The 24,198-nt window shown below is 41.3% G+C and carries 20 protein-coding genes and 1 pseudogene; 18 read left to right on the top strand and 3 right to left on the bottom strand.

Going from position 1 to position 24,198, the window contains the following annotated elements:
- From B4F91_RS15625 to B4F91_RS15645, 5 genes and pseudogenes are all read left to right on the top strand, one after another.
- Positions 1–157 (top strand): annotated as a pseudogene (locus B4F91_RS15625) (dTMP kinase); the annotation flags it as partial.
- A 1-nt stretch (position 158) separates the two neighbouring features.
- Positions 159–1,076 (top strand): DNA polymerase III subunit, encoded by a 918-nt coding sequence (locus B4F91_RS15630; protein WP_286937817.1) that lies wholly within the window; start codon positions 159–161, stop codon positions 1,074–1,076.
- Positions 1,077–1,084: 8 nt separating this feature from the next.
- Positions 1,085–1,411, top strand: coding sequence for a PilZ domain-containing protein (locus B4F91_RS15635; protein ID WP_004587696.1), 327 nt, complete (start codon positions 1,085–1,087; stop codon positions 1,409–1,411).
- Positions 1,412–1,782: 371 nt separating this feature from the next.
- Complete coding sequence (locus tag B4F91_RS15640; protein WP_029773701.1) at positions 1,783–2,562, top strand: TatD family hydrolase; 780 nt, start codon at positions 1,783–1,785, stop codon at positions 2,560–2,562.
- Positions 2,563–2,565: 3 nt separating this feature from the next.
- On the top strand, positions 2,566–4,425 hold the full coding sequence (locus B4F91_RS15645) for an alkaline phosphatase D family protein (RefSeq protein WP_096041882.1): 1,860 nt from the start codon (positions 2,566–2,568) through the stop codon (positions 4,423–4,425).
- A gap of 219 nt (positions 4,426–4,644) precedes the next feature.
- Here B4F91_RS15645 and rsmF read toward each other — a convergent pair whose 3' ends face one another.
- Positions 4,645–6,096, bottom strand: coding sequence for a 16S rRNA (cytosine(1407)-C(5))-methyltransferase RsmF (gene rsmF / locus B4F91_RS15650; RefSeq protein ID WP_096041881.1), 1,452 nt, complete (start codon positions 6,094–6,096; stop codon positions 4,645–4,647).
- 265 nt (positions 6,097–6,361) lie between these two features.
- Here rsmF and B4F91_RS15655 point away from each other — a divergent pair, with 265 nt between their 5' ends.
- From B4F91_RS15655 to B4F91_RS15680, 6 genes are all read left to right on the top strand, one after another.
- Positions 6,362–7,069, top strand: a complete 708-nt coding sequence (locus tag B4F91_RS15655) for a GntR family transcriptional regulator (protein WP_096041880.1) — start codon at positions 6,362–6,364, stop codon at positions 7,067–7,069.
- A gap of 114 nt (positions 7,070–7,183) precedes the next feature.
- The gene (prpB, locus tag B4F91_RS15660; protein ID WP_055253209.1) at positions 7,184–8,062 is read left to right on the top strand and encodes a methylisocitrate lyase; all 879 of its coding nucleotides are present in this window, start codon (positions 7,184–7,186) and stop codon (positions 8,060–8,062) included.
- Positions 8,063–8,109: 47 nt separating this feature from the next.
- Positions 8,110–9,237, top strand: a complete 1,128-nt coding sequence (prpC, locus tag B4F91_RS15665) for a bifunctional 2-methylcitrate synthase/citrate synthase (protein WP_286939214.1) — start codon at positions 8,110–8,112, stop codon at positions 9,235–9,237.
- 116 nt (positions 9,238–9,353) lie between these two features.
- Positions 9,354–11,963, top strand: coding sequence for a Fe/S-dependent 2-methylisocitrate dehydratase AcnD (gene acnD / locus B4F91_RS15670; RefSeq protein WP_286939213.1), 2,610 nt, complete (start codon positions 9,354–9,356; stop codon positions 11,961–11,963).
- Positions 11,964–11,975: 12 nt separating this feature from the next.
- Complete coding sequence (gene prpF / locus B4F91_RS15675; RefSeq protein WP_286939211.1) at positions 11,976–13,142, top strand: 2-methylaconitate cis-trans isomerase PrpF; 1,167 nt, start codon at positions 11,976–11,978, stop codon at positions 13,140–13,142.
- Between the two features lie 278 nt (positions 13,143–13,420).
- A complete protein-coding gene (locus tag B4F91_RS15680; protein ID WP_096041876.1) occupies positions 13,421–13,873 on the top strand; it encodes a DUF1311 domain-containing protein in 453 nt (150 codons plus the stop codon).
- Positions 13,874–13,927: 54 nt separating this feature from the next.
- Here B4F91_RS15680 and glp read toward each other — a convergent pair whose 3' ends face one another.
- Positions 13,928–15,142, bottom strand: coding sequence for a gephyrin-like molybdotransferase Glp (gene glp / locus B4F91_RS15685; protein ID WP_286939209.1), 1,215 nt, complete (start codon positions 15,140–15,142; stop codon positions 13,928–13,930).
- A 47-nt stretch (positions 15,143–15,189) separates the two neighbouring features.
- Between glp and modA the strand changes: the two genes are divergently transcribed.
- The 3 genes from modA to B4F91_RS15700 are packed head-to-tail and all read left to right on the top strand — an operon-like array spanning position 15,190 to position 17,645.
- Positions 15,190–15,942, top strand: a complete 753-nt coding sequence (gene modA / locus B4F91_RS15690; RefSeq protein WP_264389651.1) for a molybdate ABC transporter substrate-binding protein — start codon at positions 15,190–15,192, stop codon at positions 15,940–15,942.
- Positions 15,929–16,615, top strand: a complete 687-nt coding sequence (gene modB, locus B4F91_RS15695) for a molybdate ABC transporter permease subunit (protein WP_004587743.1) — start codon at positions 15,929–15,931, stop codon at positions 16,613–16,615. The genes modA and modB overlap by 14 nt, the downstream gene beginning before the upstream one ends.
- Positions 16,608–17,645 (top strand): ATP-binding cassette domain-containing protein, encoded by a 1,038-nt coding sequence (locus B4F91_RS15700; RefSeq protein ID WP_286939205.1) that lies wholly within the window; start codon positions 16,608–16,610, stop codon positions 17,643–17,645. Before modB ends, B4F91_RS15700 begins: the two co-directional genes overlap by 8 nt.
- Before the next feature lie 37 nt (positions 17,646–17,682).
- Here the strand turns inward: B4F91_RS15700 and B4F91_RS15705 are convergent, their stop codons facing one another.
- A complete protein-coding gene (locus B4F91_RS15705) occupies positions 17,683–18,441 on the bottom strand; it encodes a HesA/MoeB/ThiF family protein (protein WP_054982671.1) in 759 nt (252 codons plus the stop codon).
- 286 nt (positions 18,442–18,727) lie between these two features.
- Between B4F91_RS15705 and B4F91_RS15710 the strand changes: the two genes are divergently transcribed.
- From B4F91_RS15710 to B4F91_RS15725, 4 genes are all read left to right on the top strand, one after another.
- Entirely contained in the window at positions 18,728–20,197 is a 1,470-nt protein-coding gene (locus B4F91_RS15710) for a NarK family nitrate/nitrite MFS transporter (protein WP_273607074.1), read from the top strand.
- Between the two features lie 13 nt (positions 20,198–20,210).
- On the top strand, positions 20,211–21,950 hold the full coding sequence (locus tag B4F91_RS15715) for a bifunctional protein-serine/threonine kinase/phosphatase (RefSeq protein WP_286939202.1): 1,740 nt from the start codon (positions 20,211–20,213) through the stop codon (positions 21,948–21,950).
- 9 nt (positions 21,951–21,959) lie between these two features.
- Entirely contained in the window at positions 21,960–23,153 is a 1,194-nt protein-coding gene (locus tag B4F91_RS15720; RefSeq protein ID WP_286939200.1) for an alginate export family protein, read from the top strand.
- Between the two features lie 228 nt (positions 23,154–23,381).
- The coding region (locus B4F91_RS15725; RefSeq protein WP_288635982.1) for an FAD-dependent oxidoreductase at positions 23,382–24,198 on the top strand (817 nt) is incomplete at its 3' end.

The raw sequence follows: 24,198 nt of genomic DNA on the forward strand, positions 1-24,198 counted from the left end.
AGAAGCCATTGAGTTTTTTCAGCGTACGCGTATGCGTTATGTTGAGCTGGCAAATGACGATAGCTCTATAAAAACCGTAGATGCCAACCAAAGTATTGATAAAGTACACCGCGATATAACCAATGTACTACGAACTTTTTTTGAAGGGTTAAAATAACATGGCATTGCCATGGCTTAATAACGTAGAACAACAGCTTGCGCAAAGTTATAAAGCGCAGCGTTTTCATCATGCACAGTTGTTATGCGGGCCCAAAGGCGTTGGTAAGTTTGAGCTAAGCGAGCAATTAGCTAATAGCTTATTATGTCAAAATATTAATAACCACATGCAAAACGAAGGTAGCAAGTTAGCCCCGTGCGGCCAGTGTAAAAGTTGCTCATTAACACTTGCGGGTAACCACCCTGATAAACGGCTAACGCAAGTTGAAGGGCAAAGCATTGGTGTTGACGATATTCGTGCGATAAGCGATTTTATGAACCACTCTGCTGCGCAAAATGGTAATAAAGTGGCCATTATTGAAAACTGCGAAAAAATGACCACGGCAGCAGCAAACGCGTTATTAAAAACCTTAGAAGAGCCCAGTAATAGCCGTTTTTTAATTTTAACCACAAGCCACACTGCGCAGTTACCTGCCACCATTTTAAGCCGCTGTGCCAAAACAGACATTAAAGTCGCAAACCCAGAAGCGGCTAAAACCTGGTTAGCCGATTTAAATATAAGTGACTATGTGTGGCTGCCTTTATTTTATACGCAACCACTTTTAATTAAACAGTGGCAAGCGCAAGAGCAGCTGCAACACATTGATACTTTATATAAATTTGCAACTGAGTTTAAACAAAGCCATAATTTTAATCCGCTTGTAAATATTATAAACAAACAACCTGAGCTAATACGCATTTTTACATTATTTTTAAGCGAGCAATTAAAACAGCAGCTTATAATGGGTTTAAGTTTTGACGCGTACCAAAGTGCTCAGCAAGCGTTGAATGAATTTTTACAAAATAGCACAGAGGTACTCGGGCTTAATTTACCTCTAGCAGTGTCGCGTTTAGCGCATGCCCTGCGTAACATTAAATAGGAATACATATGCAAGAGCTTTTAGTTGATGTAGATAACCTTGACGAACTTTATCGCTGCTACATGCCTTATTTAAAAAAAGGCGGCCTATTTGTACGTACCAATATGCGTTACGAAATCGGCTACTCTTTAGCGCTTAGAGTGACTTTACCTGATGCGCTAGAAGATGACGTGGTAACGGGTAAAGTTGCCTGGATCACACCACAAGGCGCACAAAGCTCTAATCCACCAGGTATAGGCATTAGTTTTTTAGATGATAAAACAAATTTAAACGCTAAAATCGAAAAGCTATTAGGCACTATGTTAAACTCTGGTAATCCTACATATACCATGTAGTTTTAAACGCATTTGCTTAATAGTGATATGCATAAAGCAGCTGGTTAGCGAGCGCTTAGCTCTCGTTAACTTGCAATACTAACTTGCTTATTCCAACTCGTTTAATACCCATTCGCTTACTTAAGTGATTTACTTTAAGGCTGGAAAAACGTGTTGATAGCTAGGTAAAAAATTCGCTATTTAGTTATGCTCGACAATTGCTCCTGCATTGCTCTACCTTCTGCATCCATGCAGTCGTAAATGAGAGTTTTTTAGCGCAGGTAGCAACACGTTTAGCCCCGCAAAATGATTAGGTATTATTGCAAATTGGTACAACTAGGTATTTTTGCAGGTTAGTATAATTTAACACCCAAAACCATACAGGCCGTATAGTGATTGTAGATTCTCATTGCCATTTAGATCGTCTTGATTTTGACAAATTAGATTTAAACCTAGATCAAGTACTCGACAACGCCCGCGCAAAGCAAGTAGAGCACTTTTTATGTGTAAGTGTAACGCTTGATCAATTCCCAAGTATGCTTGAAAAAATTAAACATTACGACGATGTATCGGCATCGTGTGGCGTGCATCCGCTTGATCAAAAAGATGCCCTTAATAAACAGCAACTCATTGATTTAGCATCGCATGAAAAAGTAGTCGCGATTGGCGAAACAGGCCTAGATTACTATTATTCAAAAGACACGCACGCAGTACAACAAGCCAGTTTTGTTGGCCATATTGAAGTAGCAAACGAACTACAAAAGCCACTGATTATTCATACCCGTGATGCCAGAGCCGATACTATTAACTTAATGCGTGAGCACAAAGCAGAAAACTGCGGTGGCGTACTGCATTGTTTTACCGAAGATTGGGATATGGCCAAAAAAGCGATTGATATGGGGTTTTATATCTCTATTTCTGGCATTGTTACCTTTAAAAATGCCGTAGAGCTTAAAGAAGTTGTAAAACAAATCCCACTCGATAGGTTACTCATCGAAACAGACTCGCCTTATTTAGCACCTGTGCCGTACCGTGGAAAAACAAATCAGCCTGCGTATGTAGAAGATGTTGCCTACTATATTAGTGAGCTTAAAGGCATAAGCTTTAACGAGCTTGCAAAAGCAACGACTGATAACTTTTATTCACTTTTTAAATTAGCAGCGAAAGGCTAACACATGACTACTCAATCGGCGCAACTCCCACTTTTATTAATGGGGCCTATGGTGCGCCGAGCTGAGCAAAGTGGTATATGTATACAGTTTGCTACTTCACGCCCTGGCAATTGCCAAATCACACTTGAAAACCAACAAAGCTACAGCGAGCAGCAAAGCATTGCATTAGGTAAACACCTTTACCTGCATTTTATAATTATAAAACCTGTTGATAGCCAGTTTCCGCTCGACACATTATTAGCGTATACATTGCATATTAACGAGCAAAAAATTGACTTAACTCCTTGGTGCTTTGAAGGGCAAACGGCGCCTTCGTTTGCAATTGCCAATAAGCTTACGCATATTTTACATGGCTCGTGTCGCAACGCACATCACCCCGCAAAAGACAGCTTAGTATCAGCAAGTGAATGGCAAAATACCCAGCGCAGTAATAAACTGCAGGGCGCACAGCTTTTACTGCTTAGCGGAGACCAAGTTTACGCCGATGATGTAGCCGGCCCTATGCTACTGGCTATTCATCAACTAATAGATGCATTAGGACTTTATAAAGAGCAACCGCTTGAGCTCAATTTACCAGCAGATATAAATGAGCAGCTTTTTAACCGCCATCATTACTTACCAAAAACGCCATGGCAAAAACGTTCAAAATTGGGCGTTGGGTACTGGCTAAAAAAAGACGAGCCTCATTTTTCTAGCGTAAAAGCGCATAATCACTTAATTCACTTTGAAGAATTTATAGCTCTGTATTTACTTAACTTTAGTGCCGCCGCGTGGCAATGCGTTGATACTAAAAATTGCCATTACACACAAGGCAATAAAAAAAATAACACCATTTTTAACGCCGAAAAAAAGGCGTTAATTGACTACGCAAAAGGCTTAAATAGCGTAGAGCGTTTATTTGCTAATGTATCTACCTTGATGATGTTTGACGATCACGATGTTACCGATGATTGGAACCTAACAGCAGGGTGGGAGCAAGCTATAAATCAAAACCCAAGTAGTAAACGCATCATTAATAATGGGCTAATAAGCTATTGGCTATTTCAAGGGCTGGGCAACGACGCGCTACATAAAACCGGCGCGCTTATAAATGAGTTTAAACAAAGCCGTAGCGCCAACAATAGTTGGCAGTTTAAAGCCTTTGATAAGCCTCTGAATGAATTTAACTATTGGCATTATGAGCTTACCACCACACCTAAAGTAGTTGTGCTTGATACCCGTACACACCGCTGGCGTAACGAAAGTAACTTTAATGAACCCTCAGGCTTACTTGATTGGGAGCGCTTAACAGAGCTTGAAGAAAGCCTACTGAGCCACAGCAAAGTAATTATTGTATCGCCAGCGCCTGTGTTTGGCGTTAAATCAATAGAAGCAATACAGGCGGCGTTTAATATGTGCGGCCAGCCGCTTATGGTTGATGTAGAAAACTGGATGGCACACGAAGGCTCGGCCAAAAAACTGCTTGATACCTTTAGGCGTACAGACACACCCAATGAAACGCTTATTTTATCGGGTGATGTGCATTATTCTTTTTGTTTTTCGGTGCAAAAGCGTTTTGGCGATCACCCAAATAGAATATGGCAGCTCACCGCCAGCGGAATTAAAAACGAATTTCCGCGTAAGCTAATTAATGTACTCGATAAGCTAGACTCAATATTATACGGCCCCAAAAGCCCGCTTAACTTTTTCACCAAACGCTGGCACATGGAAGTAGATAAACACCAAACCAAAGGTGAAGGCCAAAAGTACCTAGTAAGCGACTCTGCCATTAGCTTAATTACACTGGAGCAAGGAGATTTAGCGCGTTATCAATTAATCCACGGCGATGGCCACACCACCGAGTTTGATTTAGAAGAGCAGTAAAACACCCAGAGCCATTGTATAAGCTCTGGGCTACAAATGGCTCTTAGTTGAGCCTTGCGCTAACTAAATACACTTTCGCAATTCTTAGGGAGAAGAAGAAAGTACCTGTAAGTGTAGTTAACTAATTTGCAAAACTCTAAATTTTGTTTGTTTATTAACCGCAAATGATAACAAAGACTTAATAATATTGTGCACAGGTTACCCTTTGTGTTGAGTGATTTATGCCCAGCTTATTAACTGGGTATTTTGCACAAGATCGCGAGGCAAAGAGTTTTTTATTTTATTTTTTTGCCATTTACCCAGCCCAATAGGGCAGCCACATAAGGTTAGTACTACTTCGCCGCTGGCTTTTGTAACGTCTTCTAGGCGTATATCTTTACCATTAAAGTAGTCGTTTGCTTGCTCGTTTGTTAAAGCATACATATTGCTTTTGCATTCATTACCAAACACGGTAGCAAACTCGTGAGTTAGCCTTACTCCGTTTTTATGAATAATACCTAGTTGAATACCTAAACGTGCGTATTTTATTTTGTTTTGAACGGCTTCAAACCCATCAGGAAATAACCACAGTTCTTTATCGCGCTGCATTAACTTACCTGGAAGCGCATTTAAGCCAAACTGTTTTTTAAGCTCGCTCATAAAAGAACTGGTTTGTTTTTTATCAAACTCGTTAAACGGAAACGCACCTTTTTTCACGCTTTGGGTTGGGTTATTGCAGCTTGCGAGTTTTTTAAACTTAGCGATAAAAAAGCCTTCACTGTCGAATGTTTGCGGCCACACATGTAAATAGCCCTCGGCGGTTGTGGCTTTTTCTGCCCCTTTAAATAAATCACTTAGCGATTGCGGCTCAATATAGTCGCCAAATTCATTCAGTAGATAGTCGCATACTTGTTGGTTTTCGAGCGGGGTAAGCGTACAGGTCGAATACACCAGTGTACCGCCTGGTTTTAATGCGTAAAAAGCGCTTTTAATTAAATCTTTTTGAACTTGAGCAATTTCTATATTTGATTCTATTGACCAGTTTTTAAGTGCGTCGGCATCTTTACGTACGGTACCTTCACCAGAGCAGGGTGCATCAAGCAAAATGCTATCAAAGCATTCAAACATATAATTACCAAATATGACGCCATCAAAATGCGAAAGCGCACAGTTACCAACGCCCATACGCTTAAGCGTAGCGCTAAGTACTTTTAAGCGTGATGACGAAAGCTCGTTGGCAACAAGTACGCCTTGGTTATTCATTATTGCGGCAAGTTGCGAAGTTTTAGAGCCAGGCGCTGATGCCATATCAAGCACATAGTTATCTTGTAAATCTGAGCTTTCAATACTTTGTTTTAGTGCCATAGGCGGCAGCATTGAGCTTGCCTCTTGTACGTACATGGCGCCGCTTAAATGTAAGTCGGTATTGCCTAATGCTAAGTTTTGTTCTTCATCGCTTGGACGTTCTAGCCAAAAACCCTCACTACACCAAGGTATGGGTGTAAGTTGCCAGTTTTTTTTCTCTGCACGGTGTTTAAATTCGGCAACGCTAATTTTTAATGTATTTACACGAATAGATTTTCTGAGAGGGCGACGGCACGCGTTTATAAAGTCGTCTAAATTGAGGTGCGCAGGTAAATAGGTTTTTACGTCGTCAATAAAATGCTCAGGAATAAAAGTGTTGGCGTTCACGCGTTGGCTCGTACATTAAAAAATAAAGCGCGATATTAGCACTTTTAACGCACTATTTCAGTGTTAAATAGCGGCTTTATAATTTATTGGTGTGTCGACACATTGTGTTTTTAGTTTAATTTTAAAGCAATTTTATACGACTTTAGATTAACAGTGTCGACAATGAGTGTGTTTTTTACTCATTTTTACCCTAGGTGGGGTTGACATGTTTTTTTATTAAGCACATAGTTAACCCATCAATTGTCGACAATTTAATTATAAAGCCATGACGCAACCTTTTTTAAACGATACACCTATTACTACAGCATCTGATCAAGTGTTTGTTGATATGCGCCGTGAAATAGTAGAGGGCAGCATACAGCAGGGCAGTAAAATATCGGAGCCTGAGCTTGCAAAGCGCTATGGTGTAAGCCGTGCAACGCTTAGAGAAGCACTTAATCGCCTAGAAAGCTGTTACTTAGTGGAGCGTAAAGCCAATGTAGGTTGCCGAGTAGTGGCGCTAACCGCAGAGCGTTTAATTGAAGTATACCAAGTACGCAGCTCGCTTGAAGGCTTAGCATGTAGGCTTGCTGCCGACAATATGGCAGCTGACGAAGTTCAAGGCTTAAAGCAATTACTTAACCAACATTTGCAAACGCAGCGTGTTAAAGAGGGTGAGTCGTACTATCAAGAAGCGGGCGATTTAGACTTTCACTATCGCATTATTAAAGGCAGTAAAAACGCCCATTTAATCCATTTGTTATGTAACGAGCTTTACCAATTAATACGTATGTACCGTGTACAAATGGGCATGGTAGGTCCGCGCGTATCAAAAGCGTTTGATGAGCACTTAGCTATTATTAACGCGATAGAAAACCACGATGGTGAACTTGCTGAAATGCTGATGAAACGACACATCAGTGCATCGCAAGCAAATATTCAAACCAAATTTGATTTGTTGAATAAAAAAACAACACTTTCTGCTAAAAGCTAAAAGCTAAAAGCTAAAAGCTAAAAGCTAAAAGCTAGTAACAGTTAAACAGTCACAATGTAAGATTAAAAATATAAGTTACTCCATGTAGCAACCGTTCAAAGTGAGGAGAAAATAATGTCAGCAGGATTAAAATTTAAACAGGCCATTGCGAATAACCGCCCATTACAAGTGGTGGGTACTATTAATGCATACACAGCCATGATGGCTGAAAAAATGGGCCACCAAGCTATTTATCTCTCAGGTGCTGGTGTTGCGAACGCCTCTTACGGTATGCCCGATTTAGGCATGACCAGCCTTGATAATGTACTTGAAGATATTCGCCGTATTACCGGTGCCAGCGATTTGCCACTACTGGTAGATGCCGATACAGGCTGGGGCGGGGCGTTTAATATTGCGCGTACCGTTAAAGAAATGACCAAAGCAGGCGCAGCGGGTTTTCATATTGAAGACCAAGTGGCACAAAAGCGTTGCGGTCATCGCCCTAATAAAGAAATTGTAAGCCAAGGTGAAATGGTTGACCGCATTAAAGCCGCAGTTGATGCAAAAACCGATAGTGATTTTTACATTATGGCGCGTACCGATGCGTTTCAAAAAGAGGGTTTAAGCGCGGCGATTGACCGCGCAGCTGCGTGTGTTGAAGCGGGCGCAGACGCTATTTTTGCAGAAGCCGTGCACGACCTTGCCGACTACCAAGCATTTGCAAAAGCGATCAATGTACCAATTTTAGCTAATATTACAGAGTTTGGCCAAACGCCTATTTACACCAAAGAGCAGTTAAGTGAAGTAGGTGTAGAGATGGTGCTTTATCCACTTAGTGCTTTTAGAGCAATGAATAAAGCTGCGCTTAATGTGTACTCTGCCATTTTAAATGAAGGCTCGCAGCAAAGCGAAATTGAGAACATGCAAACACGCGCCGAGCTTTACGAATTTTTAGATTACCACACATACGAAAACACACTCGATAACCTTTTTTCATCAAAATCTGACAAATAATAACTATTAAAATAGATAACACACACAAATTTAGATAGGAGAAGATCATGGTAGATAAAGCATTAGGCGGAGCAGGCTTACGCGGCCAAGTAGCAGGGCAAACAGCATTATGTACAGTAGGACAAACAGGCTCAGGTTTAACGTATTGTGGGTACGATATTAGCGAACTTGCCGAAAAAGCACAGTTTGAAGAAGTGTCTTTTTTACTTTCACGCGGCGAGCTACCAACAGCAAATGAACTAGCCAAGTATAAAGCTAAATTAAAAAGCTTACGCGGCCTGCCAGATGCACTAAAAACCGTGCTTGAAAATATTCCTAAAGACGCGCATCCAATGGATGTTATGCGTACCGGTTGCTCAATGCTGGGTAACCTAGAAATGGAACTTGATTTTAGCCAAGCAAACGATGCGATTGACCGTATGGTTGCAGTGTTTCCAAGTATTATTTGTTACTGGTACCGCTTTACTCACGATGGCGTACGCATTGAAACACAAACTGATGACGACTCAGTGGGCGCGCATTTTTTAACCCTATTACACGACAAAGCACCGAGCGAGCTTTTTGCGCAAGTTATGAACGTCTCGCTAATTTTATACGCAGAGCATGAATTTAATGCCTCTACCTTTACGGGGAGAGTGTGTGCATCAACGCTTTCTGATATTCATTCTTGTGTAACGGGCGCTATTGGCACGTTACGTGGGCCACTGCATGGTGGTGCAAACGAAGCCGCTATGGATATGATTCAGGGTTTTACAAGTGCAGATCACGCCGAGCAAGAAATCATGGGTATGCTAGAGCGCAAAGATAAAATAATGGGCTTTGGCCACGCTATTTACCGAGAGTCAGACCCACGTAACGTTATTATTAAAAAGTTCTCTGAAAAACTAGCTAAAGAGGTGGGCGATGATGTGCTTTACCCAGTGTCGGTTAGGTGTGAAGAAGTTATGTGGCGCGAGAAAAAACTGTTTTGTAATGCCGATTTTTTCCATGCATCGGCGTATCACTTTATGGGGATCCCAACTAAGTTATTTACGCCAATATTTGTGATGAGCCGTGTTACCGGCTGGACGGCACATGTTAAAGAGCAGCGCGCTAATAACCGTATTATTCGCCCAAGTGCAGATTACACAGGACCAGAGGCGCGCAGCTACACGCCAATTGAATCAAGAGGCTAATTAGTTACACATAATACCAATCCGTAATAATACTTAATTAAGCGGATTGGTATAGGGTGAGCAATATGCTCACCTCTTGCCTTTTATTTCCCGTCACCTATTAGCGAATAGATATTATGACCATAATTAATAACACCCAATACCGAAAACCATTGCCCGGCTCAAATGTGGATTACTACGATACGCAAGAAGCCGTAGATGCAATAAAACCTGGTGCTTATGCCACATTGCCTTACACATCACGCGTACTTGCCGAAAACTTAGTGCGCCGCTGTGAGCCAGATATGTTAACCGATGCGCTTAATCAGCTTATTGAGCGTAAGCAAGATTTAGACTTTCCGTGGTATCCGGCGCGCGTGGTGTGCCACGATATTTTAGGCCAAACTGCCTTAGTTGATTTAGCAGGCCTGCGCGACGCCATTGCTGCAAAAGGTGGTGATCCAGCAAAAGTGAACCCGGTTGTGCCTACCCAGCTAATTGTTGATCACTCATTAGCGGTTGAGCATGCAGGCTTTGACCCTGAAGCGTTTGAAAAAAACCGTGCAATAGAAGATAGACGCAACGATGACCGTTTTCATTTTATAAACTGGACTAAAACCGCTTTTAAAAATATTGATGTTATTCCGCCTGGTAACGGCATTATGCATCAAATTAACCTTGAAAAAATGTCGCCTGTTATTCAAAACCGCGATGGCATTGCATTCCCCGATACCTTAGTTGGTACCGACAGCCACACCCCGCATGTTGATGCACTTGGTGTAATTGCTGTAGGTGTTGGTGGGCTTGAAGCCGAAAGCGTAATGCTTGGCCGCGCCTCGTACATGCGCCTGCCTGATATAGTAGGAGTTGAGCTTACAGGCACTCGTCAGCCAGGCATTACTGCAACCGACATAGTGCTGGCCATTACCGAATTTTTACGCGCTCAGCGTGTTGTATCGACCTATTTAGAATTTTATGGCGAAGGCGCTGATGCACTAACCCTTGGCGACAGAGCAACGATTTCAAACATGACACCAGAATTTGGTGCAACTGCAGCCATGTTTTATATAGACGATAAAACAATCGATTATTTGCGTTTAACAGGGCGTGATGAAGAGCAAATAGCGCTTGTAGAAAACTATGCTAAAACGGCAGGCCTTTGGAGCGATAGTTTAAAAACCGCAAAATATGAGCGAGTGCTTAAATTTGATTTATCGAGCGTTGGACGCAATATTGCTGGGCCTTCAAACCCACATCGTCGTGTATCCACCAGCGATTTAGCCAAAGAAGGTATATCTGGTGTTGTTGAAAACGAAGAAGGCTTAATGCCAGATGGCGCGTGTATTATTGCTGCTATTACCAGTTGTACTAACACCAGTAATCCGCGCAACGTAATTGCTGCCGGCTTACTTGCGCGTAATGCAAATGCCAAAGGGTTAATGCGTAAACCGTGGGTTAAAACGTCATTAGCACCGGGTTCAAAAGCGGTGCAATCATACCTAGAAGAAGCAAAATTACTCCCTGAACTTGAAAAACTTGGCTTTGGTATTGTGGGCTTTGCCTGTACTACCTGTAACGGCATGAGCGGCGCGCTTGACCCTGTAATTCAACAAGAAGTGATAGATCGCGACTTATACGCAACAGCGGTGCTTTCGGGCAACCGTAACTTTGATGGGCGTATACATCCGTATGCTAAGCAAGCGTTTTTAGCGTCACCGCCATTAGTGGTGGCTTACGCTATTGCCGGTACTATTCGATTTGATATTGAAAAAGGTGTACTAGGGAAAGATCAAAATGATAACGACATAACGCTAAAAGATTTATGGCCAAGCGATGAAGAAATAGATGAAGTAATAAAACAAAGTGTAAAGCCAGAGCAATTTAAAAAAGTGTACGAACCTATGTTTGATTTAACCATAGATTACGGTGAAGACAACGACCCGCTATACAACTGGCGCGAGCAAAGTACCTATATTCGCCGCCCGCCATACTGGGAAGGTGCCCTTGCAGGTGAGCGAACCATGACCGGCATGCGCGCACTTGCTGTACTTGGCGATAACATTACAACGGATCATTTATCGCCATCAAACGCAATTATGGCAAGCAGTGCCGCGGGTGAATACTTAACTAAAATGAATGTTCCTGAAGAGGATTTTAACTCGTACGCAACGCACCGAGGCGATCACTTAACAGCGCAGCGCGCTACATTTGCAAACCCTAAATTGTTAAACGAAATGGTGCGTGATGAAAACGGCGAAGTTAAACAAGGTTCATACGCACGATTAGAGCCACAAGGTACTAACACACGTATGTGGGAAGCAATCGAAGCTTATATGCAGCGTAAACAACCACTCATTATTGTAGCCGGCGCCGATTATGGGCAAGGCTCATCGCGTGATTGGGCTGCAAAAGGGGTAAGGCTTGCAGGCGTTGAGGTTATAGCCGCAGAGGGCTTTGAGCGTATTCACCGTACTAACTTAATTGGTATGGGTGTATTACCGCTTGAGTTTAAACCTGGCACTACCCGCAAAACGCTTAACATTGATGGCAGCGAAAGCTTTGATGTAAAAGGCGAGCCAACACCAGGTGCAACGCTTGATTTAGTGATTACACGTAAAAACGGTGAGGTACTAACAGTACCTATGAAATGCAGATTGGATACCCAAGAAGAACTTTCTATTTATGCCGCTGGTGGTGTATTACAGCGCTTTGCGCAAGACTTTTTAGAAGCAACGCAATCAGCATAAGGGGCGTGCATTATGTTTAAACCACAAATTAAAGTGCCAGCAACTTATATGCGCGGCGGAACCAGTAAAGGTGTATTTTTTAAGTTAACCGACTTACCCAAACCTGCCCAAGTGGCAGGTGAGGCGCGCGACAATTTACTGTTACGCATAATTGGTAGCCCCGACCCATATGGCAAACAAACCGATGGAATGGGCGGTGCAACATCAAGTACTAGTAAAACGGTTATTTTAAGTAAAAGCGAGCAACCTAACCACGATGTGGATTATTTATTTGGCCAAGTGGCAATAGATAAACCTTTTATAGATTGGAGCGGCAATTGCGGTAATTTAACCAGCGCAGTAGGTGCGTTTGCTATAACGAACGGCTTAGTTGATAAAAGCACAGTACCCGATAACGGTGTAGCCGTGGTGCGAGTATGGCAGGCTAATATTAAAAAAAGCATTTTAGTTCATGTGCCTATCACCAATGGCGAAGTGCAAGAAACTGGCGATTTTGAACTTGATGGCGTGACCTTTGCTGCTGCCGAGGTAAAGCTAGAGTTTTTAAGCCCCGCCGATGGTGAAGGGGCGTTATTCCCTACAGGCAATGTAGTAGATGACTTAGAAGTACCAGGTGTTGGTACTTTAAAAGCAACCATGATAAACGCGGGTATTCCTACTGTATTTATTAATGCCGCGGATATTGGCTATAGTGGCACTGAGTTGCAAAGCGATATTAATAACGATACTGACGCACTTAAAAAGCTTGAAACTATTCGTGCCTATGGCGCAGTAAAAATGGGTTTAATAGCTAATATTAACGAAGCGCAAACACGCCAACACACACCTAAAGTAGCCTTTGTGGCAGCGCCATTAGATTACAACGCGTCAAGTGGTAAGTTTATTGAAGCTACAACAATTGATTTATTGGTACGTGCTATGTCTATGGGCAAGCTTCATCACGCTATGATGGGCACAGCCGCAGTCGCTATTGGCGCAGCCGCGGCTATTGAAGGTACGCTTGTTAATGTGGCCGCAGGTGGCGGGACATTAAACGAAGTTAACTTTGGCCACCCCTCTGGCACGCTAAAGGTAGGCGCAGAAGCTAAAAAAATAGCTGGAGATTGGCAAGTTACCAAAGCAAGTATGAGCCGCAGTGCTCGTGTGCTTATGGAGGGCGTTGTAAGAGTACCTCAATAGTATTTAACAAAATTAACCTGAATTCTGGATAATAAACCTATCTCTATCAGCCATTTTAAGCGCTAACTGCGTTGGATTTACTTAAAATTTCTGGTTAGAGAAAATAAATTTAAATATCACCATGATTCAATATGTTAGTAAATATCTTAGCCAGAGTTCAAATTAATTAGCAAAGCTAAAACATAATGTTTTTAATCTATTTATTATTTTTGTAAAATATGAATAAGCTCTTATTTTTAATTTAAGGACTTAGTTTCAAAAAAATAAAGGGATTTAAAATGAATAAAATGGTTATTGGGTTAGCTTTTACAGTTTCATCGTTTGGTGCACTTGGAGAAAGCGCAGATGGCTGGCCAGAAGGCGGTGCAATGCACACAGGCAATATTTATAATTTAGAGGGCAACAGATACAAAATTAAAATCAGTAAAATGATGAATGAAATCTACCCGCAACTAAATGACGACTACCAAGTAGATGCAGTTAAAGCGCAAATAAAAGCATGGGAGCACTATATAGATGCAACATGTAATGTTGTTGGCATAGCAACTGGTGCCGGTGGGAGTTGGCCTTCAACGTATAGCGTAAAATGCGAGCGAAGCCTCAGTTATGATAGATACTTTGCGACTAAAAATGCGCTAAAGTGTGTTAAAAAACTTAGCGAAGCAGATTTTGTAGGACGTAGCGAAAAGCTAAATTGTTTAATTCAAACACTCAATATTAAAATATTTTAAGAGTAACAGCAGTGCTACAGCTATATTATAAAGTTAGCTGTAGCATTTTTAGCTTTACAAAAACTCTATTTCTACGGTTTCGTCTTTTGAAATATTGCCACTTTCGGCGGGCACCACAATAAGGCAGTTAGCGTGGCTAAGCGATGAGAGTACCCCCGAACCTTGCTTATTTATAGGCGTTACCAGTAGGTTATTGTTTTCGTCGGTACTGGCAATACCACGTTGAAAGTCGGTACGGCCGGGGCGCTTTTTAATCAGCGCTGTGGTGGTTGCTTTTAAACGTAACTTGGCAGTATGTTCATTTCCTGAAAGCTTTGTAAGGGCTGGCTTTACAAGTCGCTCAAGCGTAACGGCTGCCGATACGGGGTTACCTGGTAAACCAAAAAAGTAGCTGTTAGGTAATTTACCAAAAGCAAAGGGTTTGCCCGGCTTCATGGCAATTTTCCAAAAATGAATATCGCCAATTTCATTTAATACTTCTTTAGTAAAATCGGCTTCGCCAACCGATACACCACCAGAGCTTATTACGGCATCGGCTTGCTCGTTTGCTTTTAAAAACGTGTTTTTAATGAGCGTTTTATCATCGGCAATTATCCCAAAATCAATCACTTCTATATTGTTATCATTAAGCTCGCTTAATATAACAGCGCGATTACTTTCATAAATAGCACCTGCAGGAAGGGCATTGCCAGGCTCTATAAGTTCATCCCCTGTAGAAAAAACCGCGACCTTTAGTGTTTCATATACACTTACTTGGTTAATACCAATAGAGGCAAGTAAGCCTACATCTACCGCTTTTAGTTTTCTGCCCGCTTTAAAAACAACACTATTTTTTGCAATGTCTTCACCTGCAAAGCGCACATTATTATTGAGCTCAATATGACCTGTAAATGTTATTTTGTCGTTATCTACGCTGGCGTTTTCTTGCATAACTACCGCATTAGCGCCAGGGGGCAGGGCAGCGCCGGTCATAATTCTAACGCATTGCCCAGGTGTTAAGGTGTTTTTAAAGGTTTGCCCAGCAAATACACTGCCTACTTGCTGATAAGTTGTTAGCCCTTCGCTTAGGCAAAGTGCATAGCCATCCATTGCCGAATTATCGTGAGCAGGCACATTTATATTGGATTTAATATCGTTTGCTAAAACACGGCCAACACTGTGCATTATTGAAATGGTTTCTGCGGCTTTATCAAAGTTAATAGCGCTTAGCATGTTACTGATTGCGGTTTCTACTGGTAATAAACCAGGTGCATTGCATACATCGTTCATATATATTGTTTTTTATAATGTGTCTGATTTTTAAAACAATACTTATAATGTTTAAGCTTTACAATACATGGTGTGGTTATTTGTTATTACTGTTAGTGGTATTTAGCAATCCTCTTAACGCAAAAGAAACGCTGCATATAGCCGTTGCGAGCAATTTTAAACCTGTGCTGCAAACGCTGGTAACTAACCCAGCCCTGAAAAATATTAATATTAAAATATCAGCTGCTTCTAGCGGCGTATTACACTCACAAATTATGCATGGTGCACCGTACGATATTTTTTTATCAGCCGACGCTGCACGCCCACACGCACTGATCAAAGACGGCTTTGCACTTAAAAATAGCTTAACCACCTATGCGATAGGTTTATTAGCGCTGTGGCAGCCAAGCAACTCAGTTATTAATCATAAATTAGCCATTGCTAATCCAAGGTTTTCGCCATATGGGCAATCATCGGCGCATTATGCTAAAAACTATATAAAAACACCGTATGAATTTGTGTATGGAAATAATATTACCCATGCGTTTCAATTTGTAGAAACAGGCAATGCCGCTAAAGGCTTGGTCGCGTTATCTACGTTAAAGTCGGCGTATCGCAAAACTAAAAATAAAAAATATTTAAATTACACGCTTATCGAACCTGAAAAATACCCTGAAATAACGCAGCAAGGCGTTATCATAAGCGCGACTAAGCATTTAACAACAGCTAAAAAGTTTATGGCTTTTTTAAATGACCCCTCAACCGCAAAAACATTATTAGAGCTTGGTTATAAAGCAAAGGAAAGTGATGTTAGCAAGTGATGTAACAGCGCTGTGGCTTACAATTAAACTTGCCTTTATAACGGCTGCTATTTTGTTGATTATATGCATTCCGCTTGCATGGCAGCTAGCCAGTTATAAAGGTAAGTTAAAGCCTATATTAGAAGCACTTATAGCAATGCCTTTGGTGCTGCCGCCTACGCTAATGGGCTTTTATTTATTGGTATTGTTTTCACCTACTCATGCATTTGGCCAGTTTTGGTTTTGGCTAACGGGTACGCAGCTCGCGTTTAGTTTTCAAGGGGTGGTTATTGGCTCGTTATTTTACTCTCTCCCTTTTGTGATGCAGCCGTTACTGGCGGGCTTTAAACAAATAAATACTACTTATAATCAAGCTGCTATTGCCTTGGGGATCAGCCCGTTTAAGCGTTTTATGTATTTAACGTTACCGCTATTAAAGCCAAGCATAGGTAGTGCCTTTGCACTGGGCTTTGCTCATACATTAGGAGAATTTGGTTTAGTGCTAATGATTGGTGGCAATATACAAGGCGAAACCCAAGTGGTGTCTATTGCATTGTACGACCATGTAGAGTCGCTTAATTATGGGGCAGCGCACCAATTGTCGTTGGTATTGCTAGCAATCTCGTTTGCGTGTTTAGTATTGTTGTTTAAATTTAATAAAACCGTGATAAACGGAGCTGCTAATCGTGCTTAAAATACAATGTCATCAACGTTTGGACGATTTTGAATTACATGTTGATTTAGCTATAAATCAATTTGATATTTTAGGGGTGTTTGGCCCTTCGGGCTCTGGCAAATCGAGCTTATTACAGGCGATAGCAGGGCTTACTACGGCGCAAAATGTGTGTATAAATAATCATAATATTACCCATTTAAGGCCCGATAAACGCCTACTTACTTTACAGCTGCAGTCGTGCCCGTTATTTCCACATTTAAATGTGATGGGTAATTTACTGTTTACTCACAAGCATTGTAAAAATAAAAGTAACAACCTAACGCCTGATCAGGTAATTGATTTATTAGCATTAAACCCATTACTAAATCGTGATGTGTCGGGGCTTTCGGGCGGGGAGAGCCAGCGCGTAATTTTTGCAAGAACACTACTAAGTGGGCAATCTGTTGTTTTACTTGATGAGCCATTTAGCGCCTTAGATTGGTCAACGCGTTTTACTATGTTGGGGGCTATTCAGCAACTTAATAAATCCCATGGTATTAAATTTATTATTGTTAGCCACTCTTTAAAAGAGCTACTTTATTGCAGCGATACATTACTTCATATAGCGAAAGGCAGCGTGCTCCAGTGCGGTGCAACACAAGAAGTGGTGCAAAGTATTTATACAAATAAGAGCCAAACGCCGCTCAGTATACTTAGTTATAGTAAGCCTGAATTTAATGAGGCTTTTGGTCTTTACCAGCTTACTCTTAGTAATAGCCAACAGCATTTATATGCAGTGCCTTCGCTGGTAAAACAAAACCATAAGTTAATTATAGAAAGCAGCCAAATAACCTACAACAAAGTAAAACCAATTAACGAGAGCAGTGCAAACGTGCTAATAGGTATACTTGAAAATGCCCAGCAGCTTGATGAGCAATGGTTGCTAACTGTTAATGTAGATACGCAATTACTGTATTGCGCGGTGTCTAAAAGGCAATGGCAGCAAAGCGCTGTAAGCCTAGGCGAGCAGATTTATTTGACAATAAATAACGTAGAAACGCTAAATTAGGCTCTAAAAAGCAGTCATGTATTTACCATGTACTAAATTAAGCGCTGCAAACAGGGCAGTGCTTATTTTTAACAATGTTAAAACGGTTAAACTCCATACTCAAACCATCTACAAGTAATAGCTGCTCGGTGAGTTTACTAGGCAGTCCTGCAATAATTTTAAGTGCTTCAGTCGCTTGAATACTGCCAATAAGCCCTACAATAGGAGAGAGCACGCCTGACTCTGAACAGCTTTGAGTTTGTTCGCCAAAAAGCTGTGACACACACCCGTAGCAATGGCTATTAGGCGCCATTGTAAAGCAAGCTACTTGTCCCTCTAACCTTATGGCAGAGCCAGAAACCAAGGGCGTACGGGTGTTATAGCAGGCGCTGTTGAGCAAATTACGTGTTGCTAAGTTATCAGTGCAGTCAATAACTACATCTACTTTGCTAAGTAGTTGTTCAAGGTGCGAATTTTCATTTAAAAATTCATCAATAGTGTGGATCTCTATTTCATCATTTAACTGAGTTAACTGTTTTTTTGCACTGTGGGTTTTTAAGCACCCAACATCACTTTGTTTATAGAGCACCTGCCTTTGCAAGTTAGTTGCATCAACCACATCGTTATCTACAAGCGTTAACGTACCTACGCCCGATGCCGCTAAGTACTGCGCAACTGGGCAGCCTAATCCACCTAACCCCACAATAAGAGCATGACTTTGCCATATTTTTTCTTGTCCATCTATATCTAGCTGAGGAAGCATAATATGGCGAGAATAGCGTAATTGCTGCTGATACGTTAAAGGGGGTTTTTGCATTAATGAGTTCTCATAATTTTTTTTAACAATACCAATTAGTTAAAACCTAGAGCAAGTAAAGCTTAAAAATTCTTTGCACTGTTTACGCCCAACAAAGCTGCTTAAATAGTGCAAAGCGAAATAAATATTAATTCCCAAAAATATAAGTAACTGAAAAACCTACCTATTAATTGTTGGCTTAGTAATTGCTGAAGGCGGTTAACGTTAATTTAACAATCGTCGCAGTGTTATTACTACCAAAGTCGTACTCACTGCTTAAAATAATAATCGTTACAAGGAAAAAAACATGCAACCGAGTTCTGGGTTTAATCTCATATCGTTTAGCGGAAAAATGAAAATACTACATTTAAGCTGGATGGTGTTTTTTATCTCTTTTTTTGTATGGTTTAACCATGCTCCATTATTAGGGGCAATAGCGGGCTCGCTAGGTATAACTATGGCACAGGTAAAAACGCTGCTCATTTTAAATGTGGCCTTAACCATTCCCGCGCGTGTTGTTGTTGGCATGCTGACAGATAAGTTTGGCCCGCGTATTGTTTATGCCGCTTTACTTATTTTATGTAGCATACCGTGTTTTATGTTTGCTATGGCCACTACATTTGAGCAAGCCGCTATCGCGCGTTTTGCACTAGGCTTTATTGGAGCAGGCTTTGTAGTGGGCATTCGTATGGTGAGCGAGTGGTTCCCGGCAAACGAGCTTGGTACAGCAGAAGGTATTTATGGTGGCTGGGGTAATTTTGGCTCGGCTGCCGCTGCCATGTTACTACCTGTATTAGCGCTTATGTTTGGCGGTGACGATGGCTGGCGCTATGCCATTGGTTTAACAGGCGTACTTAGCGTTATTTTTGGTGTTATTTGGTACATAAACGTAACCGATACACCAAAAGGGGGGACGTACTTTAAGCCTAAAAAAGTAGGCGCAATGGAAGTAACCAGCAAAAGTGACTTTGTATTATTGCTTATTATGAAATTACCTATGTATGGCGCACTGGCTTTGCTTACTTGGAAGTTGTCTCCTACAGGCGCTAATTTAATTTCTGCCAATTTTGTTTTAGCCGTTTATGCATTTTTAGTGCTGTTATACGCCTACGAGGTATATAAAACCTTTGATATAAACGGACATATCTTTAAACAACCCGTGCCAGAATCACACCGCTACGAATTTAAACAAGTAGCTGTACTTAATATTTTATATTTTACCACCTTTGGCTCAGAGCTGGCCGTTGTATCTATGCTGCCATTATTTTTCATGGAAGTATTTGGCCTCGATATGGTGTACGCAGGTTTACTGGCCTCTGCCTATGCGTTTATGAATTTAGCCTCGCGCCCGGGTGGTGGTTGGATCTCAGATAGAATGGGCCGTCGTAAAACACTTATTGTCCTTACCTCAGGGTTAGCTGTTGGCTACTTTGTTATGGGCTTAGTTGACGCTAGCTGGCCACTTTGGCTTGCAGTAGCTGCTGCCATGGCGTGTTCGTTCTTTGTGCAAGCTGGTGAGGGAGCGGTTTTTGCTGCTGTGCCACTTATCAAACGCCGCTTAACAGGGCAAATTGCAGGTATGACAGGCGCTTACGGTAACGTTGGCGCGGTGGTGTATTTAACGGCGCTCTCATTAGTGGATTACCAAACTTTCTTTATGATTATTGCTGCCAGTGCATTGTTAGGTTTAGGGGCGTTATTTTTCATGAAAGAGCCAGATGGGCACATCACAGAAGTAAACGAAGATGGCTCTGTTGAACTTATTTCAGTGACTTAAGGCAGCGTTAACCATGTTTGATGAAACCCAACACGCTCAAGTTCGTAATAATACGCTAGATGTTTCTTTTGGTGGGCACAGTGCCGCGGGCATAAAAGATGAAAATCAAGATGCGTTTGCTGCTTTAAATACTGAGCACGAACAACAAGAAACAAAAGGCGCTATTGCGTGCTTAGCGGATGGGTGTTCATCAGCTAAAAATGCCAAACAAGCATCGCAGCTCAGTGTTACTCATTTTATAAATGAGTATTTAAATACACCCGACAGTTGGGCGGTCAAAAAATCGGTTTCTAAGGTTTTAGCTAGCTTAAATCAGTGGTTATATTCGCAATCAGTTAACTATAACCACTTAGGGCAACGCCAAGCAGATTGGATGACCACCTTTACGGCGCTTATATTAAAATCAGCTACGGGGTATATATTTCATTTAGGCGATACTCGCATTACGCGTTTACGCGATAATCAAATGGAAGCGATAACGCGGGATCATAAAGTAAATGATACGCTCACTCGTGCTTTAGGCGCGCAGTCACATCAAGAAATTGATGTTTACGAAGTTGACCTAAAAGCCGGTGATATTTACATACTGACTTGCGATGGTGTGCATGATGTATTGCCCTATAGTGAAATTGCCAACGAAATAAACGCCCATAACAACTTAGAGCAGGCAGCAAAGGCCATTACCTCACGCGCTATAGCACAAGGCAGTGATGATAATGTGAGTTGTTTATTAGTGAAGGTAAATAGCATTGCGCAGCAAAATCTAGATGAGCTTTATCAATCGTTAACGCAGCGAAAAATACCACCCGCATTAGAGGTTGGCCAAATAATTGATGGATATACGGTTATTCGTAAAATCAACGAAAGCAGCCGATCGCACATTTATTTGGTACAGCAAGCACCTGATGCACCCCCCGTTGTATTAAAGGCACCTTCGGTTAATTTTGAAGACGATATACATTACCTTCAAGGCTTTATACGCGAAGGGTGGGTAGGGCAACGTATTAATCATCCTAATGTAATGAAGGTTTTAAATACGCAATCGCAAAGCCGATTTTTATATCATATTTGTGAGTACATGGACGGACAAACCCTCAGTGACTATAAGCACGACGTCCCTTATTTAGAAATAGCTCAAGTGCGCAGTATTGTAGAGCAAATAGTGCATGCGCTAAGGGCATTTCAGCGATTAGATATGGTACATCGTGATTTAAAGCTCGATAACGTGATGATAGATGCTCACGGTAAAGTTACGTTAATTGATTACGGTACTGTAAGTGTTGCGGCTATGGATGAGTCGGTTAAGCAAATAGCCGATGACTGCCCGCAAGGGACTATAGATTATACGGCTCCTGAAACACTTATTTCGCTGCATGCCGATTTTAAAAGCGATATGTTTTCGCTTGGGGTGATTGCTTATGAGTTATTGTGCTTGAAGCTGCCTTATAAAACATTACCGGCAAGTCATACCCCTATTGATTACAGCCACTGGCAATACACAAGTATTCGCAAGTACCGAGCCGATATACCCTTTTGGTTAGATCAGGCTTTAATGAAAGCACTTGCGCCAAAACCAGCGCTCAGATACCACGCATTTTCTGAGTTTTTAACAGATATTAGTAAACCTAATCCACATTTACAGAGCTCAGCCAACAAAATTTCAATAATGAAACGCGATCCAGTATTACTCTGGAAGAGCATTTCGCTGTGTTTATTTATCATTTTATTGTGCGTGCTCATAATTAAAAACTAAGAGACCAAGATGTTAAATTATAAAAATAACTTACCTATTATTTTAATGATAGGGTGCATTGCTGCGCCTTCTATTAGTGTTGCAGCGCAAACCGACCTTAATTTTAGGTTGCGTTATGAAAGTGCAGAGCAAGATAACGGACTAAAAGATGCCAGTAGCTTAACGCTGCGTACACGCCTTACTCATAAAACGGATGAAGTGAATGGCTTTTCTGCTTTATTAGAGGTCGAAGATAGCCGAAGCCTATTAGGTGTAGACGATTACAACAATACGCTGGGTAAAAATACAAATTACTCAGTAATAGCTGACCCTGAAACCACAGAGGTAGATCAGGCTTTTGTTAAGTACGCAAAAGATGCTTTATCAATTAAAGTAGGTAGGCAAGTAATAGCGCTTGATGGGCAGCGCTTTGTAGGCCACGTTGGCTTTAGGCAAGACAGGCAAACCTTTGATGCTGCAACAGTAAATTACACCTTTAATGATATTAACTTGCACTATAGCTACATAAGTAAGCGCAACCGTATATTTGCCGATAGCAAAGATATTGATGCATCCGATCATCTTATCAATGCAAGCTTTAAAACAAGCCTAGGTAAGGTGGTTTTATACAGCTATTTATTAAGTGACGATGCAATAGATAATGACAGCTTAGATACTTATGGTGTTTCTTTTAATGGTAATAAAACGCTCAGCGAGATTAAATTTTACTATAAAGCACAGTACGCCACGCAATCAGCATCAACGAGCATGAGTGATTTTGACGCTGATTACTATGCATTTGAAGGGGGGATAGATTTAGGCGGTTTAGGTATTGAAGCCGTTACATTAAAAGCTGGTATTGAGTCACTGGGTTCTGATAACGGCGATTATGGTTTTGCCACGCCGCTTGCCACAATGCATAAATTTAATGGCTGGGCCGATACGTTTTTAGCAACCCCAGCACAAGGGCTTGATGACACTTATGTAAGTTTAAATGGTAAAGCTTACGGCGGTAAATGGCTGTTGGCGTATCACAGCTTTGATGCCAACGATAGCGCCAATGGCGTTGATGATTTAGGCACAGAGCTAAACGTACAATACGTAAAGCCTATTAATAAAACCTATGCTGTAGGCGCAAAATATGCCGATTATTCAGCAGGAGATAGCGCTGCAGGCAAAGTTGATACCCAAAAACTGTGGGTATGGGTAAGCGCTAAATTTTAAGTATTTAACCTAAACCCTCGTTATTTAATTTAAAGCGTTACAAGTTGGTGCAATAGCGCCAGCTTGTGGTGCTTTCACTTCTTTTTTACTGCATTAACTTAGTTAAGTTGTTGAAATATATTCATTATATATCTGGCTTGCATATTGCTATAACCAACACATAATAAATTATACATTTAAAGTACCCATCTAAAGTTAAGTGTATTTTAAATCAAACAGGTGATTTTAATGCCAAGCAAGCAGCGTGTTGTAGTTGTCGGAAATGGAATGGTTGGCCATCATTTTGTACAACAGCTAGTATCACAACAAGGTGATACTCAAAATATGGAGATTACCGTACTCAGCGGTGAAGACCGACTCGCTTATGACCGCGTACAGCTTTCGTCTTTTTTTAAAGGTAAAACCGAAGACGATTTAGCACTTACCTGCAGTAAAACCTATCAAGATTGGCAAGTGTGCTTTCATACTCATTCTAAAGTGGTTGATATAAATCGCGATGCAAAAACAGTCACTACTGCAAAAGGCAAAACATTTGAATACGACAAGTTAATATTGGCTACCGGTTCATTTGCATTTGTACCCCCCATTCCAGGAAAAGACCGTGAGCATTGCCTAGTTTACAGAACCATTAACGATTTACACGCCATAAAAAAATCTGCACATGCCAGCAAAGTGGGCGTAGTAATTGGCGGCGGTTTATTAGGGCTTGAAGCAGCCAACGCGTTAAAGCAGCTTGGCTTGCAAACCCATGTAATAGAATTTGCACCACAACTTATGGGCGTACAAATAGATGGTGCTGGTGGTCGATTGCTTAAAAATAAAATTACCGAGCTGGGCGTTACAGTGCATACATCAGTGGCGACAGAGCAAATTATAGAGGGTGAAAACAGCCGTTATAAAATGTGCTTTAAAGGGGGGCAAACCCTAGAAACCGACATGATTGTATTTTCGGCCGGTATTCGCCCATACGATAACCTAGCTCGTGAGTTTAATTTAGAAATAGGTGAGCGCGGCGGCATCGTAATAAACAACCATTGCCAAACGA

This window comes from Pseudoalteromonas sp. UBA6610, from assembly GCF_002433295.1.
GTDB classification, from domain to species: Bacteria; Pseudomonadota; Gammaproteobacteria; order Enterobacterales; family Alteromonadaceae; genus Pseudoalteromonas; species Pseudoalteromonas atlantica.

Bases quoted from the DNA above. Each gene is read 5' to 3' on its own strand.
- B4F91_RS15710 (WP_273607074.1), top strand. From the start codon at position 18,728: ATGCAACCGAGTTCTGGGTTTAATCTCATATCGTTTAGCGGAAAAATG.
- B4F91_RS15705 (WP_054982671.1), bottom strand. From the start codon at position 18,441: ATGCAAAAACCCCCTTTAACGTATCAGCAGCAATTACGCTATTCTCGC.
- B4F91_RS15630 (WP_286937817.1), top strand. From the start codon at position 159: ATGGCATTGCCATGGCTTAATAACGTAGAACAACAGCTTGCGCAAAGT.
- B4F91_RS15680 (WP_096041876.1), top strand. From the start codon at position 13,421: ATGAATAAAATGGTTATTGGGTTAGCTTTTACAGTTTCATCGTTTGGT.
- B4F91_RS15645 (WP_096041882.1), top strand. From the start codon at position 2,566: ATGACTACTCAATCGGCGCAACTCCCACTTTTATTAATGGGGCCTATG.
- prpB (WP_055253209.1), top strand. From the start codon at position 7,184: ATGTCAGCAGGATTAAAATTTAAACAGGCCATTGCGAATAACCGCCCA.
- B4F91_RS15655 (WP_096041880.1), top strand. From the start codon at position 6,362: ATGACGCAACCTTTTTTAAACGATACACCTATTACTACAGCATCTGAT.
- B4F91_RS15720 (WP_286939200.1), top strand. From the start codon at position 21,960: ATGTTAAATTATAAAAATAACTTACCTATTATTTTAATGATAGGGTGC.
- prpC (WP_286939214.1), top strand. From the start codon at position 8,110: ATGGTAGATAAAGCATTAGGCGGAGCAGGCTTACGCGGCCAAGTAGCA.
- acnD (WP_286939213.1), top strand. From the start codon at position 9,354: ATGACCATAATTAATAACACCCAATACCGAAAACCATTGCCCGGCTCA.
- glp (WP_286939209.1), bottom strand. From the start codon at position 15,142: ATGAACGATGTATGCAATGCACCTGGTTTATTACCAGTAGAAACCGCA.
- B4F91_RS15715 (WP_286939202.1), top strand. From the start codon at position 20,211: ATGTTTGATGAAACCCAACACGCTCAAGTTCGTAATAATACGCTAGAT.
- B4F91_RS15635 (WP_004587696.1), top strand. From the start codon at position 1,085: ATGCAAGAGCTTTTAGTTGATGTAGATAACCTTGACGAACTTTATCGC.
- modA (WP_264389651.1), top strand. From the start codon at position 15,190: ATGTTTAAGCTTTACAATACATGGTGTGGTTATTTGTTATTACTGTTA.
- prpF (WP_286939211.1), top strand. From the start codon at position 11,976: ATGTTTAAACCACAAATTAAAGTGCCAGCAACTTATATGCGCGGCGGA.
- modB (WP_004587743.1), top strand. From the start codon at position 15,929: ATGTTAGCAAGTGATGTAACAGCGCTGTGGCTTACAATTAAACTTGCC.